Here is a 17661-nt window from a genome sequence, read left to right on the forward strand (position 1 = left end):
ACTGAGGCAGTCTTTTTTATTGGAGAGGGGTTAGGCACTGCGTTTGTTTCTGGTCAGTTGATGTAATACCGACACCAGCAAATCAATTTCTTCCGTGGTGTTGTAAAATGCCAAAGAAGGGCGCACAGTTTGTTCTACACCAAAACGACGCAAGATCGGTTGAGCGCAATGATGCCCTGAACGAACTGCAATGCCATGTTGATTCAGTGCTTTACCTACTTGCTCAGTCGAATAACCTTCAAGTGTAAAAGACATCACGCTGGCTTTGTTTCTTGCCGTACCAATTGGTCTTAAACCTGAAACCGTACTCAATGCATGCTGGCCATATTCCAGTAAGTCATGTTCATAGCGGGCAATATTATGAATACCAAGGCGTTCCACATATTCCAATGCAGCACCAAGACCCACGGCATCGGCAATATTACCCGTACCTGCTTCAAACTTATTGGGAGCAGGTTGGTAAACCACTTGTTCAAAGCTCACATCCTGAATCATATTACCGCCGCCTTCCCACACAGGCATGGTTTCCAGAATTTCAGGCTTGGCATAGACTGCGCCAATCCCTGTTGGCCCAAAGACTTTATGTCCTGAGAATACAAAGAAGTCGGCATCAATCGCTTGGACATCGGTTGGCATATGTGAAACCGATTGAGCACCATCGACCAAGACCCGCACACCTTTGGCATGCGCGATTTTGATCACCTCAGCGACAGGTGTTACCGTACCTAAGGCGTTGGATACTTGGGTAATTGAGATCAGTTTAGTCCGTTCATTGATCAGTTTTGGCAGTTCTTCCAAAATGATTTGACCCGTATCATCCACAGGAATGACACGGAGTTTGGCGCCAACTTTTTTGGTGAGCTGGAACCACGGTACGATGTTGGCGTGATGCTCAAGATGAGACACGATGATCTCATCGCCTTCACCAATATTCTGCTCACCCCAGGTCTTGGCAATCAGGTTAATACCTTCAGTGGTACCACGTACAAAAATGATTTCCTTGGATGATTTTGCTCCAATAAAACGAGCTACTACATTACGCGCATGTTCATACGCATCGGTTGCACGTGCTGCCAGTTCATGTGCGGCACGATGAATATTGGAATTTTCGTGCTGATAAAAATAGGCAATACGATCAATCACGCTTTGTGGTTTTTGCGTGGTCGCTGCATTATCAAACCAGACCAGAGGTCGACCATTGACGCGTTCTTGCAGAATGGGAAAATCACGACGGATTGCTTGAATATCCAAAGGTTGTGCTGCGTTGGCTACAAACTGTGGTTGAGAAGGCTGATAATTACCATAACCCGTGTTGCTTTGTGGCAAATCTAAAAAATAGAAACCTGTAGAGGCGGGGCTTTTGGGTTGGGCTGAGCTTGGCTGATCTTGCTGCAACAAGCTTTTTAGCGCATCGCCATGTGGTAATTGAAATGATTGTGCAGTCGCAAAACTGGCAGCATCAAATTCAGAACTTGATGTGCTGGGTGCTGCAAAATCATTTAAAAAATAAAATGGTGAAGCTTCGCTTGCTGATGGGCGAGAAGGTTCAACCAAAGGCACATTCGGTGAGCTATGAATCGCTTGTGGAAAATTTGGTTCAATTGGTGGGCGAGGTAAGTTCGCTCCACCAACCACTGGCGCAGAAGCAATCGCACGACGTTCAGGATAATCGGGATAGTTTGGAATATGCTCAGGATATTCAGGATTCAAACTTTTTTCATAGGCAATATTGGGCGCACGTCCACTTAACGCTGCTAAAGGTTCAGCAGGCTGAGGTTGATGTGGCGGTGTACCGACATTGGGCAAGTCCAAATTCAAACCAGAAGGGTGACCACTGCCTGAGCTTGGCAGCGCAGCAAAAAATTCAGAGGCGAGTTTTGAAAGTGTTGCTTCATCTGGGAAGTTGGACGGTGGACTAACACCGACCACTTCAGAACCCGTTGGACCACCTTGCCCAGTACCTGTAGAAGATAGCTTACTTGTAGTTAACTGGGTAGTCATGATATTTGTCCACCTCCACATCTTCGAGCACAGCCAACGCATCCTCTGTCAATACCGCCAATGAGCAGTACAGTGAGATCAGATAAGACGCAATCGCATTGCGGTTGATGCCCATGAAGCGTACAGAAAGGCCAGGAGATTGCTCACCTGCCAAGCCCGGTTGGAATAAGCCCACCACACCTTGGCGTTTTTCACCCACACGCAGTAACAAGATTTTGGTTTTACCATCTTCCACGGGAATTTTATTCGATGGAATCAGTGGCACACCACGCCATGTGATGAACTGTGAACCGAATAAACTGACCGTTGGTGGTGGTACGCCACGACGGGTACATTCACGGCCGAATGCAGCAATGGCATCTGGATGTGCCAGGAAGAAACCGGGTTCTTTCCAGACTTTACGGAGTAAATCATCAAAGTCATCTGGTGTTGGCGGGCCATTTAAAGTTGAGATACGCTGTTCATCTGCGACACTGGCCAATAAACCATATTCAGGATTATTGATCAGCTCACTTTCTTGACGCTCTTTAATGGTTTCAATGGTTAAGCGTAATTGTTCTTTGATTTGATCATGTGGGCTGCTGTAAAGATCGGCAACGCGAGTATGAATATCTAAGACGGTAGACACACCATTTAAGAAATATTCACGTGGTTGCGCATCATAATCAACAAAGGTTTGCGGCAAAGTCGCTTCATCACGTTGTGTACAGGCCACTTGAATATCATCGGTGTTGCTGACACGGTTAACGCGATAAATACCTGCTTCAACCGGAATCCATTGCAATAAATGTGTGAGCCAACGTGGGGTAATGGTCGAAAGTTGTGGAACGGTCTTGGTGGCATTGGCAAGCTGTCTAGCTGCATGATCTCCAAGCGCAAGTTGGACTTTATCTGTGGTTTTTGCCATGAATAAGTTTTCCTGTTGTCTTTGGCTTTGTTAATAAAAATTGGTTTTATTGCAATAATATTTAATGATTTATTTCGTTAGACTAGAGGCTATTTAGTTTTTTTAAAAATATTATTATGAGATAAATAATCGTGAATTATCTGCTTATTACTCATAAGAATATAATTGTGAAAAATAAATATAAGTATTGAATATACGTTATTTATTCTTACGCCTTTTTATTTACTTGGTTAAATACCTCATTAAATTAAACTTTACTATTGTGTAATGACTCACTTGGTGACTGTAGAATCTGACTGCCTGCTGCAACACTATGGGTAAGCCACACATTGCCGCCAATAATTGACCCTTTACCGATGGTGATACAGCCTAAAATTGTTGCACCTGCATAAATCACCACATGGTCCTCCACGATCGGATGACGGGCATAATCTTTTTTCAGTGCACCGTCTTCATTCAGTTCGAACCGTTTTGCACCGAGCGTCACTGCTTGATAGATACGCACATATTCACCAATCACGGAGGTTTCTCCAATCACCACACCTGTGCCGTGATCGATAAAGAAGCCTTTCCCAATTTGCGCACCCGGATGAATATCAATACCCGTTGCAGAATGAGCTAATTCAGAAATAATCCGTGAGAGCAGCGGTACACTGTGATAGAGCTGATGTGCTACCCGATGATGAATAATCGCTAAAATACCTGGATAGCAGAGGAGGACTTCATCGACGCTATGCGCTGCGGGATCACCTTCATATGCAGCACAGACATCTGCATCCAATAAGCGGCGAATGTCAGGCAAGGTATTGGCAAAATCCTGTACGATGGTTTGGGCCAAAGCGACTTGCTGTTCATACAGCAGACGTTCATTGCTAGAAACAGGGATCGGTTTGACTCGACTTTTGGCTTCGTAATTTAAAGCCAACTTGACCTGTGCAAACAGTTCATTCAAGACACGGTCAAGGGTATAGGCAATATAGTAATCCTCAGTTTCTTGGCGTAGATCGCTCGGCCCAAGTCGCATTGGAAATAAGATCCCACACAGATCATCTAAAATTGACTTCAGCGCATCCTTAGATGGGAGTTCACGCCCACCAAATTCTTTGATGCGATGTTGACGCTCTCTCCATTCATGTCGTGCTTGTTGTAGGCCTTCGACGACAGGCTGTATTTTCCATTGACTCACGCGAGTTCCTTGCAAAACGAGATCTTAAATAAATCGTAAAATAATTGCTTAAAAAAGCAGCATTAGTCTTGTAACCAAGGTAACTGATGTGTACGCCAGCCATTGCTTTGATTACGTTGTTGTTGCTCGTTTAAATCACCTTCAAAGCCTTCTTGCACGTTATAAACTTGGGCAAAACCAGCACTAAATGCTGCTGCAGCTGCTAAAGCAGAGCGTTTACCACTACGGCAGAGCAGCAGAATGGTTTTGTCTTTGCCAACTTTGCTATCCAGTTCTTTTAGAAAGCGTGGATTTCGGTTAAATGATGTGCCCGTTGCCCATGCAACGTGGATACTTTCAGGGACATAGCCGACAAATTTTCGTTCTTCATTGGTACGTACATCGACCAATACCGCAAGACCTTGTTCAACCAAATACCAAGCTTCAGGTGGGGGTACGCTGCCAGTGAAATCGAGTTCATTTTCTTCAGCATAATGTTGCGCACGCGCCAAGATATCTTGTGGATTGTTTGGTAAACCGTGAATCGTAGATGTCGATTCTGCTATATCAGTAGAATCAAATTGAGCATTCATTTTTATAACCTTTCTTACATCAGCGGGATGATGTTTTTATCTTAGGACTGTTTTTATATTCAGGAAAATAAGCAAAATTTATTTATATATCTATTTTTGATAAATAATAGGTTTTTATTAACTTATTCGGAATATAGTTTGGAGCTATATTTTAAAATGGAAATGCTTATTTAATTTAAAGATGAAATTATCAGGATTAAATATTTTACTTTTCAATTAAACAGAAGGATAAATATTTAAAAGGCTTCATTAGGAAATTAAATGAAACAACACTAAAAACAAACCAATTGAATATAAAAGCAGCAAAAATTGCCTAAGTCTTATTCTTATCTCATAAAGGAATAAGCAACTCACTTTTTCTTATTTTTAATCATAAAGAATGCCGCATACCATAAACCTATATTGTTGAAAGATCATCTAATTATGGGCATCAAGAACTCTAAGCCGCTAATTGTTACAGCGATCGTCCTTGTGGCGATTGTTGCTTTTATTGTCTATCAAAATCAAAAAGATGCTGCACCTATTCAGTCTAAAAACAACAAGGCAGTGGTGATTGCCTATCAAACTGGAGTGGATCCAACCAAGGTTGCACAAGCCAATGGTGATTATGAACGTGATAGTAATCAAGCAATTCAATGGCGCAAATTTGATGCAGGTTCAGATGTGGTTAATGCATTGGCTTCGGGTGATGTGGTGATCGGCAATATTGGTTCTAGTCCTCTGGCTGCTGCTGCAAGCCGTGATTTACCGATTGAAGTCTTTCTGGTGACGGCTAAATTAGGTGGTTCAGAGGCATTGGTGGTGAGTAATAAATCAGGTATTCAAAATCCGCAAGATTTGATTGGCAAAACCATTGCCGTACCATTTGTTTCAACTACGCATTACAGCTTATTGTCAGCGCTCAAGCATTGGAATATTGCGGATAATCAAGTCAAGATTATTAACTTACGTCCACCAGAAATCACAGCAGCTTGGGAGCGTGGTGATATCGATGCAACTTATGTTTGGGAACCAGCATTAAGTAAAGTCAAAGCCAGTGGTCATGTATTAACAGACTCGAAACAAGTCAGCGAGTGGGGCGCACCAACCTATGATTTATGGGTGGTTCGTAATGATTTCGCTGAAAAAAATCCTGAGTTCTTAAAAGCATTCGTAAAAACCAGCTTGAAACAAGTTGAAGCGTATCAGCAGGATCCAAAAGCATTTGAACAAAATGCGGACAATATCCAGAAAATTGCTCAGCTGACAGGCTCTGATGTGAAAGATATTCCTTTACTGTTGTCAGGCAATATTTATCTGAATGGTCAGCAACAACACGCGACTTTAGCGGGTGAGTTCGCCAAAAATATTTTCGACACAGCAACCTTCCTCAAAAGCCAAGGCAAGGTGGATCAAGTAAAACCTGATTATCAAGGTAATGTCACCACCCAATTCTTACAGCCATAGGAGATCTAAATGAGCGTATTAGCTGCCGAGCATCTTCATTTAACCTTTCCAAAACAGACCGTGCCTGTATTGCAAGATATCAATCTGAAGATTGAAGAGGGCACTTTGACTGTGGTTTTGGGGGAGTCTGGTTGTGGTAAAACAACATTACTGAATATTTTGGCGGGTTTTCAAAAGCCAAGTTCGGGGCAGATTACACTGGATCATGAAGTGGTGACTGCGCCAGATGCACGCCGTGCGGTGGTATTTCAGGATCATGCGCTATTACCTTGGTTAAATGTCTCTGAAAATATCGGTTTTGCTTTGCAGCTCAAAGGTTTAAAAGAGCAAGAAATTCAACAGCAAGTCGATGCAATTCTTAAAATTGTCGGCTTGAGTCATGTGGCTAAAGCCAATATTTGGGAATTGTCAGGTGGCATGAAACAACGGGTTGGGATTGCTCGTGCTTTGATCAGCCATGCTGCATTCATTTTACTGGATGAGCCTTTTGCTGCGCTTGATGCTTTTACTCGTGAAACCATGCAGCAGTTGGTGCTGGACTTATGGATTGAACAAAATAAATCCTTCTTCCTGATCACACATGACATTGAAGAAGCACTATTGCTGAGTAATCAATTGGTGTTGATGACGGCTCGTCCAGGTAAGATTGTCGAAACTTTAAAACTGGATTTTGCAGAGCGTTATAAGCAAGGCGAATCGATTCGTGCGATTAAATCGGATCCAAAATTTATTCAATTACGTGAGCAATTGTTTGAACGCCTACGTGTGCAGAAACAAGCAGGGCATGAGGTGGCTGTATGACGGGGCAAGCAAAAAATACAGCCTATGAGGTGAGCAAGGCCGAGGAACTGCAATCGACGAATCAAGCACAGTCAGGTTCGGTTTTTAGTGCAATTGGGGCTTTTTTTATTCGTCATCGCAGTTTAGCGCTCAGTCTTACCAGTGTCTTGAGCGTATTAGTGATTTGGTATTTGATCACGGCATTAAAAATTGTCCCAAGTCTATTTTTGCCGAGCCCTCAAGCGGTATGGCAGAAGTTTCTTGAGGTCAGTCAGCAAGGTTTTATGAAAGCCACCTTGTGGCAGCATTTGGCCGCGAGTATTTCTCGTGTCTTATTGGCCTTGGTTGCTGCGATTGCGATTGGTGTACCTTTAGGTTTATGGATGGGGCTGAATAAGTGGGTTCGTGCCGTGCTTGATCCATTGGTTGAGTTATTGCGTCCGATTCCACCTTTGGCTTATTTGCCACTATTGGTGATCTGGTTCGGGATCGGTGAAACCACCAAAGTCCTTTTGATTTTCTTTTCGATCCTTGCACCTGTGATTATCAGTAGTACCCATGGTGTGCTGAGCCATCAGCTCAATCGTGAACGTGCTGCCTTATCTTTAGGGGCAAGCCAATCACAAGTGTTTTGGCATGTGATTCTGCCGACGGCCTTACCGCATATTTTAACGGGTGTTCGTATTGGTTTAGGTGTGGGCTGGTCGACTCTAGTGGCTTCGGAATTAGTCGCAGCAGATCGCGGTATCGGTTTTATGGTGCAGTCTGCGGCACAGTTCCTGATCACCGATACAGTAGTTCTGGGCATTATTGTGATTGCGATTGTCGCCGTTAGTTTTGAATTGTTTTTGCGTTGGTTACAGAAGCAATTATCTCCTTGGTATGGCCAACAGTTATAAGTGTGAGTAGTAGAAGATGACCTTAAATATTGAAGTTATTAAACCAACAATCGGTGCAATTATTCACGATGTTGACTTAAACACGGCTGATGAAAATACTACGCAACAAATTCAACAGGCTTTGCTGGATCATCATGTGATTTTCTTCCGCAACCAGCAGCTTGCACCTCAGGCACAAGCTGAGCTTGCGCGTGGTTTTGGTTCTTTGCACATCCATCCGATCTATCCATCTATTGATAATGTGCCTGAAATCATTGTATTGGATAGCTGGAAACAAGACTTACGTGACAATGAGCTTTGGCACACCGATGTGACTTTCAGTCAGAAACCGCCATTGGGTTGTGTATTACAAGCCATCAAGATTCCACCTGTCGGTGGTGATACGCTTTGGTCGAGTGGCGCAGCTGCATTTGCTGCATTGGATCAAGGTTTGCAGCAAAAGTTAAAAGGCTTAACCGCAACGCATGATATTCGTCAGTCTTTCCCGATTGAACGTTTTGCGCATAACGATGTTGAGCGTAAAAAACTGGAAGAAACCTTTAAGCGTAATCCACCTGTTGTTCATCCTGTGGTGAGAACGCATCCGGTAACGGGTCAGCCAATTTTGTTTGTGAGTGAAGGATTTACCACACGTATTAATGAACTGGATAAGACTGAAAGTGCTGAATTGCTACAGTATTTATTTGCGCATGCAACCAATGAACAGTTTCATTTACGTTGGCAGTGGCAAGCGGGTGATGTGGCGATTTGGGATAATCGTTGTACACAGCATAAGGCGTTATTTGATTATGGTGATGCGCATCGGATTATGCATCGTGCCACGATTAATGGTGATGTACCGTTTTATCAAGCAGCGAGTTAAAATTTAGTTTTAATTTTTTTGCTTCGGTGGAATCTTATAGAGATCTCATCTTATTTTTAGATAAGCCTTCAGCTGGAGTTACTTTTGTTTCGGCAAAAGTAACCAAAACCATTGTCATCCACAAAACCTGTCTTCTTTCGGCATCTCTTTAAATTAATCGCAGAAATGGCATTTGATTAATCTCACGCAGGTTGTGGATGACCTGTAGCACCAGTAATTTCTGAGATATGTTCATTTTATATGAGTAGGCATTACGAAATAATCATTTAAGTAAGGTGAGTCTCTTGTTTATAGACCGAAGGCGCTTGTCCGGTCCAACGTTTAAAGGCGCGTCGGAATTCACGTAATTCGCTAAAACCCAATTGCAGGCTAATCTCACTCATAGACAGGTTCTGTTCAATAAGTTGCTTGGCTTTACGCTCCAACACATTTTGCCGAATTTGTTGAAAGCTCAGACCTTCTGATAACAATTGTCGTCTTAAATGGCGTTCGCTGATCCGTAATTGTTCAGCAGCTTGTTGCATCTCAAAGCGTTCAGGTAAATGCTGTTCAATCAAATGATCGAGTAGATGCACATAACCCACTTGGTTGAGCTGGTCTATTTCTTTTAGGGCTTGTTCACAGATGTGTAGTGCAGTTGCATAGTTGGCTGGACTATAATTTTTTAAGCTGCGTTGCAACAGACTGCTACTAAAACGCATGATATTTCTATCACGGTTAAATTGGATTGGGCAGCCAAAGAGTTCGTTATATTGTTGTTGATATTCGTTTGCTAAATAGCTGAGCTCAAGATTCACCACATCATCATGATCGCCCAACATGGCGTTTAAACAGGTGATGATGCTGCTAAATAATTCATCATAGAAAAAGGCTTTCAGTTCATTACAGGGATAGGGTTCAGTGACTTCCAATTCACAAAAATCAGCATGGATGGAAAAGTCGATATTTAAGACACTGCCCGAAATCCGATGGTAGCGCAGCGCAATGTCTAAAGCATCTGCAACCGTTTTACAGGATTGCATGGCAAAGCCCAAAATCCCCATCGAAATCAGACCTTCGCTACTGCCAAGCTTTAAGCCTAGGTTCGGTTGTTGATAGGTGGTCATGGCTTGACGAACCACATCACAGAGTTGGCTAAAACGAACCACAGCTTGGGTTTGCTGTATTTGTGCAATGTCTAAACCTGAATTCTGAAACCATACAGCATAATCCCACTGTTGCTGCTCTGCATAATGGATTAGGCTCGCCAGAATGGTGGGTGGAATAAATTGCTGTTGTTCATTTTTACAGTTGCTGCGTATAGGCATAAGTCCGTTTTGCCCCCCAAAGAAAAGTGTCTTTAACCCTGTTGGGTATCGCATAATTTTGATTAACTTTCAACATGCTTTAATACAGTTAGAAAAAGAATTGAAAGGAAGTCGTGATGTATCAGGTGGGTTGGGACAAGCAGCAAATCAAAATTACACCGAAAGGCTATGCCATGTTTGGTTATGGGCAATGGTCACATCGAGCCTATGAACAGCGCACAGCTTTATTTGCACGTTGCGTGAGTATTGTCGATCAGCAACATAACCGACTCCTGATCTGTTGTCTGGACGTAGGTTGTATTACCCATGCCATACGCAGCCAAACAATAGCGCGACTCACACAAATTCTAGATTCACCATTTGATGAAAATCAATTGGTCCTCATGGCAACCCATACCCATTCTGGCCCTGGTGGTTGTGGCTATGAAGCTTTATACAATATGCCAACCCCTGGTTTTGTGCCTGAACATTTAACTGCCATTGTTGAGGCGATTGTACTGAGTATTCAAAATGCGATTGCATCTGAACAAGACACCGAGATTTTCTTGGAGACTCAACATTTTCCAGAGCGTACCGCTGTCGCATGGAATCGTTCAATTAAAGCCTATAATCGTAATCCAGAAGTTCAGCCACGTACCGAAGCGGAAACGCATTTAGCCTTGAACCGAGAAATGCAGTTGATTGGTTTCTATCGTGAGCAAAAACTGCAGTCCTTTATTTCCTTATTTGGGGTACATGCAACCTGTTTAGGAAATTCCTTAAACGCCTATGATGGCGATAATAAAGGCTATGCAGCCGCATTCTCTGAGCAGGCTTTAATTGAGCAAGGGATTCAAAATCCAGTCACGATTTTTGCACAAGCAACTGCGGGAGATGTATCACCGCATTTTCATGGCAAAGATCAGCTCAAGATTCGCAATAAGATTAAAGGCGAGCAGGAATATCAATACGCGCAACAAAACGGGCGATATCAAAGTGAACTGGCTTTGACGGCTTTACAGTCAAATATTCCTAAAAATTTACATAAAGTCGAAGGCAAGATCGATGCGGTTTTGTCCTATGTAGACCTGAGTAATATTGAAATTCCAGATGAGTTCGCAGCGGGGCAAAAGCATGCCAAGACCAGTCAGCCTTGTCACGGTACCGCATTTTTTGCAGGTACGCCTGTCGATGGCTTAGGGGCGCCCAAACCCTTAATTATGGGGATGCAATTTTTAGCGGATCAATTTCGCAAACAAAAAACCAAGCACCCAAAAGCTGCTGATTTTGCAGACTATCAGCAGTTGTATGCCTCTCAAGGGCCGAAACAGATTTTACTGGAAGCAGGTGCCAAAAAGATTTTAGGTCAGCCGATTGGTTTTCCACCGAGTATGCTTGATCCGTTGATTGCAGAAATGAACCGACAAGTGAAAGCGGGAGCGATTCAGCACAGTCCTTTAGTTCCAAGCGTGGTTCCCTTACAGATTCTGCGATTAGGTCGATTGGCTTTGATTTGCTGTCCAGGAGAATTTACCACTATTGCAGGGCAGCGTGTCATTGATACGGTTAAACAGACGCTTGCCGCACAGGCTTCGGTTGAAAGGGTTTGGTTAGCATCCTACTGCAATGATTATATGGGTTATGTCACCACCTATGAAGAATATCAAGCGCAAGCCTATGAAGGTGGACATACCTTATTTGGTCAATGGACGCTAGCTGCCTGTCAGAGCAAATTCAAAGGTTTAGCTGAACAATTGTTATTAGAGAAAAATAAACGTCATTACGATGAAATGACACGACCACAACCGATTCCAGCACAGGAACTCGCAAAACGCAGCAATCATGGCAATTTAAAAACTGCCGTTAGCCAAGGAGAGGCAGTATGAGTGATTTAACACAAGGCATCTGGACGAACTGGTCAGGCTTCCAAAAATCTATGCCGCAACAGGTTTTACAACCAGCCAATGTGCAAGAACTACAGTCCATTGTTAAAGCGCAACAAAAAATACGGGTAGTCGGTGCAGGACATTCATTTACGCCCTTGGTCTGTACTGATGCCACCTTATTGTCTTTGGATCATATTGCAGGCATTGCATCGACAGATCTTGAACGATGTCAGAGCAGCATTTATGCGGGTACACGTTTATATGACCTAGATCAACATCTGCTACAGCAATCGATCAATCAGGCTTTGATGAATCAGGGCGATATTGATCAGCAAAGTCTAGCGGGGGCTGTCTCCACAGGCACACATGGGACAGGAGCAGATTTACATTGTATTTCGGCCTATGTTGAAGCTTTTGAGTTATTGACGGCTTCTGGTGAAATCCTGAAATGTAGCCGCACAGAATATCCTGAAATCTTTGCCGCAGGACGGGTGTCTTTGGGAAGCTTGGGTATCCTGACTCAGATCACCATGCAGAATCGCCCTCGCTATAAGCTGAAAGAGCATATTCAACTGTGTCCGGTAGAAGACATGATGCAGCATATTCAGCAATGGAAGCAGCAGCATCGACATATTGAGTGCTTTGTGTTTTCCCATGAAAAGCAGTTGATGCTAAAAACTTTGGATGAGACTGATGAAGCGGTTTTGCCGCGGAAGGAAAATTTTCCATCGGATGATACCTTGCTGACTTTGTGTTCAGAACTGACCAAAAACTTTCCTTCGCTGAATCCTTATTTACAGAAGCTATTAGGCATCTTTGTCAAACCGACCACCTATGTTGATTGGTCGAGCAAGATATTTCCAACGCCGCGTAATACCAAATTCAATGAAATGGAGTATCAGATTCCTGTTGATCGTGGAATTGAGTGTTTGGATGAAATATTGCATGCCTTAAGAAAGTATAAAGTGGCCACCTTTTTTCCGCTCGAATTTCGCTTTGTGAAGGGTGATGATATTTGGCTTAGTCCGTTTTATCAGCAGGACTCCATTTCGATTTCAGTGCATCAATATCATAAGCAAGACCCGAAGTTGATTTTTGATGTGGTTGAGCCGATTTTGCAGAAATATCGAGGGCGTCCGCATTGGGGTAAAATGCATCATATGACCAGCACACAGCTTCGGGCTTTATATCCAAAGTGGGATGATTTTATGGCGTTGCGCCAGCAGTTGGACCCAGAAGCCAAGTTTTTAAATCCCTATCTGGAAAAGCTGTTTTTAGGTTAAATAGAGTTATTTTATAAGCTGAAAGTGCTTAACGGAGTCATGTCGAGTTCTCATCCAATTAAGGGTTAAGCTTTCAGCTGGAATTACTTTGGTTTCACCCTGAGAAGCGTTTGAAGCTTGGTAAGATGTATTTAAACTTCTTGCACTCAAAGCTTTAGTCGCTTTGGCTTGCTCAGGTTGTAGATGACATTCCCTCGTATAAGATGGTTTTTTAGAATCACAATTAAATAAAAAAGGTATAGCCATGTTGGATCATTATTTTAAACAACTCAATCTCGACCTAAAAAAGCAGGGGATTGCGATTCCGCAACTGATTATCGATGAAGCAGCGTTAACACAAAATATTCAGCATGTTCAGATTCGTCTTGCTCATGCCAAACATTTAAAAGCACGCTTGGTCGTGAAATCATTAGCAAGTCTAGATTTACTTAAGTTGTTATCTGAACAACTTAATACGCAACGCTTTATGGTATTTCATCAACCGCATATTATTTCGATCTTAGAAAATTTTGCCGAAGCCGATATTTTGTTGGGTAAACCGATGCCTGCTCAAGCAGTGCATCAGTTTTTTGAGCAGCATTCGGAATGGTCGAATGCCAAAATTCAATGGCTGATTGATACCAAGCAACGCTTACAGCAGTATCTCGAGATTGCCCAGCTCTATTCTCTGTGTTTGGATGTGAATATTGAAATTGATGTTGGCTTACATCGTGGTGGGGTACAGTCGACACAACAACTGACTGAAATCTTAAAGTTGATTCAACAGTATCCGCAGTATTTAAAACTTTCTGGTTTAATGGGCTATGATGCACATGTCACCAAAATCCCAGCCATCATTAAAAAACCTGAATTGGCTTATCAAAGCTCACAGCAGACCTATGCCCGTTATAAACAATTAATTCAAAAACAGTTCCCAACGTTGTGGCATGATGCGCTGTGTTTTAATGGTGGCGGCAGCCCAACCTTTAGTTTTCATACCACTGAAAGTGTTTGCAATGATTTGTCCTTTGGTTCAATGCTCTTAAAACCAAGTGATTTTGACAGTGATTTTTTAAGAGCCTTACAACCTGCGTTATGGATTGCTGCGCCTGTATTAAAAATATTGCCATTTACTCAACTGCCATCTATGTCCTTATTGGACAAATTGCCACATAAATGTAAGGCGCTGTTTATTTATGGGGGCTATTGGCTGGCTGATTATGTCTATCCTGAACAGGCTCATACCCATGTTTTATATGGGCGCAGCAGCAATCAAGAATTGGTCAACGTACCGAAGGATTGTGATATTCAGGTCGATGATTTTGTGTTTTTAAGACCAACCCAGAGTGAAGCGATTATTCCTCAGTTTTCCCAATTAAAACTTTATCGCACACATACTTTTGAGACATGGCAAACGTTTAGTGAATAACGGTATTAGGATTACCAATATTTGATCTAAAAGTCTGCCGTGTATTTTAAGCTTTAAAATAAATCTGCTAAATGACAGCTTTTCGCTTCAGTCAGATTTTCAATGGAATCAACCAATAGAATGTTGATATCTTTTTCGCTTTTATACGCTGCGATTACTTCTGCATAAATTGGCTGTTTTAGTTTTGTGGCTTTGGAGAGAAAATCAGATACGGCCTTTTCCTTAGACCAGTCGGCATCTTTCAACACATATTCATTCTGCGCAATATCACATCGAGTTAAAATGGCTTTATTATCCTGAATAGTTAAGGTGCCAATAAAGATATCCATACTTTCTTTAGGATCAGTCGGATAGGCAAAAGCGGTAAAAGGAAAAACGAAGCTAGATATAAATATTGAAAAGACAAGAGTGATTTTTTTCATTGGATTTTTCCTAGAGATGACATTCATTATTAAAATAATGCTTTGAGATTCTAAGCTAATCCGCTGATTGAATGCTAGAAAATAGCCAAGTAGGAGACAGACCAGAAGTAGATCATGTTCCTATTTGGCTTGATGAGACGTCGTGATTAAAAGTGATAGCCTATTTTCAAACCATAAGCGATTGCGCTGTTATCTTTAAAATCGGCTTGTTCAGCAATAGGTTTAATTCCTGCTACAGGAATGTAATAGGTGCCGTCTTCTGCAACCACATCACCTAACCAGAAGTATTTAACTCCAGCGGCAATGAAGTAGTTCGGGGCAGGATTAAACTGAGCACCTAGACCAATACCCCAAGAGCCTTTGGTTGGATTCAATGTGGATGCAGGGTCACCTGTCCCTGAATCCCAACTGACTTCAGTGGATGCACTCCATTTTTCAGTAAACTGATGTCCAAGCCCGACATTGACCGTCCATTGATCCTTTTGGTAGCTGTCTAAATCAAAACCACCTGTGTAGGTTCCTTCGCTGATTACACCAGTAAGATATTCCGTCACTGCGCCAAATTGCGTCGGTCGAATATGAAAATCTTTCCAGTTGACCCAACGTAGATTGGTATAGAGCAGTGTGTCTTTATACACACCCGTTTGAAAATCAACATTCACCGATTGTGGCGTGGAAATTTTGGTTTTACTTGGGGTAGTCACTTCCAAAGGCTGACCGAACATGGTCTCAGTCACTTGCATATTGTGGTCGATTTTGGAGCGATAGGTCAGCGCAGCTTTTAAGGCAATCTCTGGGATTTGATAACTCAGGCCAGCCAGCCAACCGACTGCATGATCCTGTTTAAATTCGGCATCATAGCCATTAAAGGCTTCACTGTATGAATTACCACGCAGCGCGACATCACCTTTCACCGATTGATAGACAGCACCGCCATAGAGTTGAAAGTTGCTAAAAGGACTGACACCCAAAATCATGCTAATGCTTTCGGTATCGACATTGACCGATGTACCTTGCTGGGTAAACTCATTGTCCGAAAAGGTATTATTCGATTGCATCGGATAAGTAATATCGGCACCAAAAGGCTGGTCATAGAGCAGGCCAAAGCTGATTCGATCCGTCAGTTGTAGCTTGAGCGCGGCACTATAATATTGAAAGCTATTGCCCATATTGCCTGAGTTCAGGTTCTGTGGATCATTGACCAGTTCTGGACGATTACGGATTTTCCCCGAAATGTCAGCATCAACGGCTGTGGCATTGACTTCAACATAGTTACCATTTTCCAGAAAAGGGAGAATGGATTGTCCTGATTGGTCCAGTGCTGCTGCGTGATTCAATGTACTGATACATATCCCACACAGGCCAATCACCATTGGATTGAGTTTCATATTGATCATCCTTGTAAAACCGTGTCTTATTCTTAAACGTGCTGTTTTTATTGACGGTCATTTTTTCTGGCGATAGTCAGCTGATTCAACTCACTATTTTGACTTGAAAATAAATGCCCAACTGCTAGTGAAGCATCTTTTTAAATCGCAGAACAGGGTTGTAAATGATCAATATGGGGGGCGAATCGGTCAGATCGAGGTATTCTAGAAAATAAAAAAACCTTGTATCGAGACACAAGGTTTTTTCAATTAAAGCAAACTGTTATTGCTTCACAATCAGCACGGGAATATGTGATTCTGTTAAAACGGCACGCGCCACACTACCTAGCAATAAACGTTTGACGCCTGTGCGGCCATGTGAACCCATCACAATCAGGTCTGCACCAACTTCATCGGCAACAAAGATAATGCCTTCACTGGCTACGCCATGATGAATTTTGGTTGTCACCTGAATACCATCACGTACAAAAGATTGGGCAATATCTTGAAGCTGTGTTTTGGCATGTGCTTCGGCCTGCATAAAATGATCAGTGATCGCAGGAGCCACTTGGTAAAAGTCCACACCAACAAATGGATCAACTGCAACCACACTGAGAATAGTCACTTTTGCCCCTGATAATTTTGCTAGAGAAAGCGCATGTTCGACTGCAGCATAAGAAATTGGAGAGTCATCAACAGGGACTAAAATATTTTGATAAGACATGTTTACTCCTTATAGTTTATCGTTGTAAAAAAATATAAAGCATAATAAGTTGATAACATATTGAGATGGGTCTAGCAAATCAGTAGCAGCACAAAATATATGATAAAGCTGAAAATAATGTAGAAAAACAGCAAATTCCCTAGCAAAATAGAGCGATAAGAAAATCACTGTATTTTTGTAATTCAGCTTAAGATTAACTTTAGATCGAAGCACAAAATCTGAGCTGCATTTAAATGAATAAGGAATATTTGTGTTACTGAGTTTAGAGGCGTTTAAACAACAAAAATTTGATCAAATGGCGGCTAAAATTATGGCCGATCCAGAGCATTACCTAACTTTTGATTCGGTTTCAGACTTTTATAAAGCGGCTTGGTTAGATGAGTTTCCGCAAGGCACAAGATGGTCAGCTACAGGTTTGGATGATGGTGCGGAGCAGTTTTATGCGGTGATTGAATATGGGGATCATTATCTGTATATCAGTCGTATGGAGCGTGTCACGGTCAAATTAGGCATACGGCATCATTACAATAGAAATAACTAATCCGAGCAGTCATCCATTTTTGTCTGATCAGATTTAGAGATGCAAATGAGAATGCTATACTTTTGCGCAATGATGAAATCCTAATAAAACG

17 protein-coding genes are annotated in these 17661 nt (G+C 42.3%); 8 read left to right on the forward strand and 9 right to left on the reverse strand.

The features are described 5' to 3' along the window. Positions 1 to 30: 30 nt before the first annotated feature. The 4 genes from F885_RS03870 to F885_RS03855 all read right to left on the reverse strand — a co-directional run bounded on the left by F885_RS03870 (position 31) and on the right by F885_RS03855 (position 4666). Positions 31 to 2001 (reverse strand): family 2A encapsulin nanocompartment cargo protein cysteine desulfurase, encoded by a 1971-nt coding sequence (locus tag F885_RS03870; protein ID WP_005321885.1) that lies wholly within the window; start codon positions 1999 to 2001, stop codon positions 31 to 33. Continuing rightward, a complete protein-coding gene (locus F885_RS03865; RefSeq protein WP_004654714.1) occupies positions 1976 to 2908 on the reverse strand; it encodes a family 2A encapsulin nanocompartment shell protein in 933 nt (310 codons plus the stop codon). Before F885_RS03865 ends, F885_RS03870 begins: the two co-directional genes overlap by 26 nt. Positions 2909 to 3155: 247 nt before the next feature. Further along, positions 3156 to 4094 (reverse strand): serine O-acetyltransferase EpsC, encoded by a 939-nt coding sequence (gene epsC / locus F885_RS03860; protein ID WP_004805539.1) that lies wholly within the window; start codon positions 4092 to 4094, stop codon positions 3156 to 3158. A 62-nt stretch (positions 4095 to 4156) separates the two neighbouring features. Then, entirely contained in the window at positions 4157 to 4666 is a 510-nt protein-coding gene (locus tag F885_RS03855; RefSeq protein ID WP_005321889.1) for a rhodanese-like domain-containing protein, read from the reverse strand. A gap of 405 nt (positions 4667 to 5071) precedes the next feature. Between F885_RS03855 and tauA the strand changes: the two genes are divergently transcribed. The 4 genes from tauA to tauD are packed head-to-tail and all read left to right on the forward strand — an operon-like array spanning position 5072 to position 8653. Next, positions 5072 to 6112 carry a taurine ABC transporter substrate-binding protein gene (gene tauA / locus F885_RS03850; protein ID WP_171068230.1) on the forward strand — a complete coding sequence of 347 codons (1041 nt, stop codon included), beginning with the start codon at positions 5072 to 5074 and terminating at the stop codon, positions 6110 to 6112. A gap of 9 nt (positions 6113 to 6121) precedes the next feature. Continuing rightward, positions 6122 to 6913 (forward strand): taurine ABC transporter ATP-binding protein, encoded by a 792-nt coding sequence (locus tag F885_RS03845; RefSeq protein ID WP_005321895.1) that lies wholly within the window; start codon positions 6122 to 6124, stop codon positions 6911 to 6913. Next, entirely contained in the window at positions 6910 to 7791 is an 882-nt protein-coding gene (tauC, locus tag F885_RS03840) for a taurine ABC transporter permease TauC (protein WP_005321897.1), read from the forward strand. Before F885_RS03845 ends, tauC begins: the two co-directional genes overlap by 4 nt. A gap of 16 nt (positions 7792 to 7807) precedes the next feature. Continuing rightward, complete coding sequence (gene tauD / locus F885_RS03835) at positions 7808 to 8653, forward strand: taurine dioxygenase (RefSeq protein WP_005321898.1); 846 nt, start codon at positions 7808 to 7810, stop codon at positions 8651 to 8653. 266 nt (positions 8654 to 8919) lie between these two features. Here the strand turns inward: tauD and F885_RS03830 are convergent, their stop codons facing one another. Then, positions 8920 to 10014, reverse strand: a complete 1095-nt coding sequence (locus F885_RS03830; RefSeq protein ID WP_005321900.1) for an AraC family transcriptional regulator — start codon at positions 10012 to 10014, stop codon at positions 8920 to 8922. 62 nt (positions 10015 to 10076) lie between these two features. On the opposite strand from F885_RS03830, the gene F885_RS03825 reads away from it, so the two are divergent. Then, positions 10077 to 11825 (forward strand): neutral/alkaline non-lysosomal ceramidase N-terminal domain-containing protein, encoded by a 1749-nt coding sequence (locus tag F885_RS03825; RefSeq protein ID WP_005321902.1) that lies wholly within the window; start codon positions 10077 to 10079, stop codon positions 11823 to 11825. Next, positions 11822 to 13108: a D-arabinono-1,4-lactone oxidase gene (locus F885_RS03820; protein WP_005321905.1), complete on the forward strand. Its 1287-nt coding sequence runs from the start codon at positions 11822 to 11824 to the stop codon at positions 13106 to 13108. The genes F885_RS03825 and F885_RS03820 overlap by 4 nt, the downstream gene beginning before the upstream one ends. 6 nt (positions 13109 to 13114) lie before the next feature. On the opposite strand, the gene F885_RS0120255 is transcribed toward F885_RS03820, so the two are convergent. Beyond that, a complete protein-coding gene (locus tag F885_RS0120255; RefSeq protein ID WP_032859721.1) occupies positions 13115 to 13354 on the reverse strand; it encodes a hypothetical protein in 240 nt (79 codons plus the stop codon). Between F885_RS0120255 and F885_RS03815 the strand changes: the two genes are divergently transcribed. Beyond that, positions 13353 to 14516, forward strand: coding sequence for an alanine racemase (locus F885_RS03815; protein WP_005321916.1), 1164 nt, complete (start codon positions 13353 to 13355; stop codon positions 14514 to 14516). The two genes, F885_RS0120255 and F885_RS03815, sit on opposite strands and share 2 nt — an antisense overlap. A 53-nt stretch (positions 14517 to 14569) precedes the next feature. Here F885_RS03815 and F885_RS03810 read toward each other — a convergent pair whose 3' ends face one another. The 3 genes from F885_RS03810 to F885_RS03800 form a co-directional block, all read right to left on the reverse strand. Next, positions 14570 to 14938 carry a hypothetical protein gene (locus F885_RS03810; RefSeq protein ID WP_005321918.1) on the reverse strand — a complete coding sequence of 123 codons (369 nt, stop codon included), beginning with the start codon at positions 14936 to 14938 and terminating at the stop codon, positions 14570 to 14572. A 146-nt stretch (positions 14939 to 15084) separates the two neighbouring features. After that, positions 15085 to 16326: an OmpP1/FadL family transporter gene (locus tag F885_RS03805; protein ID WP_005321920.1), complete on the reverse strand. Its 1242-nt coding sequence runs from the start codon at positions 16324 to 16326 to the stop codon at positions 15085 to 15087. A gap of 262 nt (positions 16327 to 16588) precedes the next feature. Next, a complete protein-coding gene (locus tag F885_RS03800; RefSeq protein WP_004805552.1) occupies positions 16589 to 17029 on the reverse strand; it encodes a universal stress protein in 441 nt (146 codons plus the stop codon). A 250-nt stretch (positions 17030 to 17279) separates the two neighbouring features. Here F885_RS03800 and F885_RS03795 point away from each other — a divergent pair, with 250 nt between their 5' ends. Further along, positions 17280 to 17570 (forward strand): hypothetical protein, encoded by a 291-nt coding sequence (locus tag F885_RS03795; RefSeq protein WP_005321921.1) that lies wholly within the window; start codon positions 17280 to 17282, stop codon positions 17568 to 17570. The last annotated feature ends 91 nt before the right edge of the window (positions 17571 to 17661 follow it).

It is taken from the genome of Acinetobacter higginsii (assembly GCF_000369845.1).
GTDB classification, from domain to species: Bacteria; Pseudomonadota; Gammaproteobacteria; order Pseudomonadales; family Moraxellaceae; genus Acinetobacter; species Acinetobacter higginsii.

Excerpts from the sequence above, each read along its gene's own strand:
- F885_RS03870 (WP_005321885.1), bottom strand. The coding sequence starts at position 2,001 with ATGACTACCCAGTTAACTACAAGTAAGCTATCTTCTACAGGTACTGGG.
- F885_RS03865 (WP_004654714.1), bottom strand. The coding sequence starts at position 2,908 with ATGGCAAAAACCACAGATAAAGTCCAACTTGCGCTTGGAGATCATGCA.
- F885_RS03855 (WP_005321889.1), bottom strand. The coding sequence starts at position 4,666 with ATGAATGCTCAATTTGATTCTACTGATATAGCAGAATCGACATCTACG.
- F885_RS03845 (WP_005321895.1), top strand. The coding sequence starts at position 6,122 with ATGAGCGTATTAGCTGCCGAGCATCTTCATTTAACCTTTCCAAAACAG.
- tauC (WP_005321897.1), top strand. The coding sequence starts at position 6,910 with ATGACGGGGCAAGCAAAAAATACAGCCTATGAGGTGAGCAAGGCCGAG.
- tauD (WP_005321898.1), top strand. The coding sequence starts at position 7,808 with ATGACCTTAAATATTGAAGTTATTAAACCAACAATCGGTGCAATTATT.
- F885_RS03830 (WP_005321900.1), bottom strand. The coding sequence starts at position 10,014 with ATGCGATACCCAACAGGGTTAAAGACACTTTTCTTTGGGGGGCAAAAC.
- F885_RS03825 (WP_005321902.1), top strand. The coding sequence starts at position 10,077 with ATGTATCAGGTGGGTTGGGACAAGCAGCAAATCAAAATTACACCGAAA.
- F885_RS03820 (WP_005321905.1), top strand. The coding sequence starts at position 11,822 with ATGAGTGATTTAACACAAGGCATCTGGACGAACTGGTCAGGCTTCCAA.
- F885_RS03815 (WP_005321916.1), top strand. The coding sequence starts at position 13,353 with ATGTTGGATCATTATTTTAAACAACTCAATCTCGACCTAAAAAAGCAG.
- F885_RS0120255 (WP_032859721.1), bottom strand. The coding sequence starts at position 13,354 with ATGGCTATACCTTTTTTATTTAATTGTGATTCTAAAAAACCATCTTAT.
- F885_RS03810 (WP_005321918.1), bottom strand. The coding sequence starts at position 14,938 with ATGAAAAAAATCACTCTTGTCTTTTCAATATTTATATCTAGCTTCGTT.
- F885_RS03805 (WP_005321920.1), bottom strand. The coding sequence starts at position 16,326 with ATGAAACTCAATCCAATGGTGATTGGCCTGTGTGGGATATGTATCAGT.
- F885_RS03800 (WP_004805552.1), bottom strand. The coding sequence starts at position 17,029 with ATGTCTTATCAAAATATTTTAGTCCCTGTTGATGACTCTCCAATTTCT.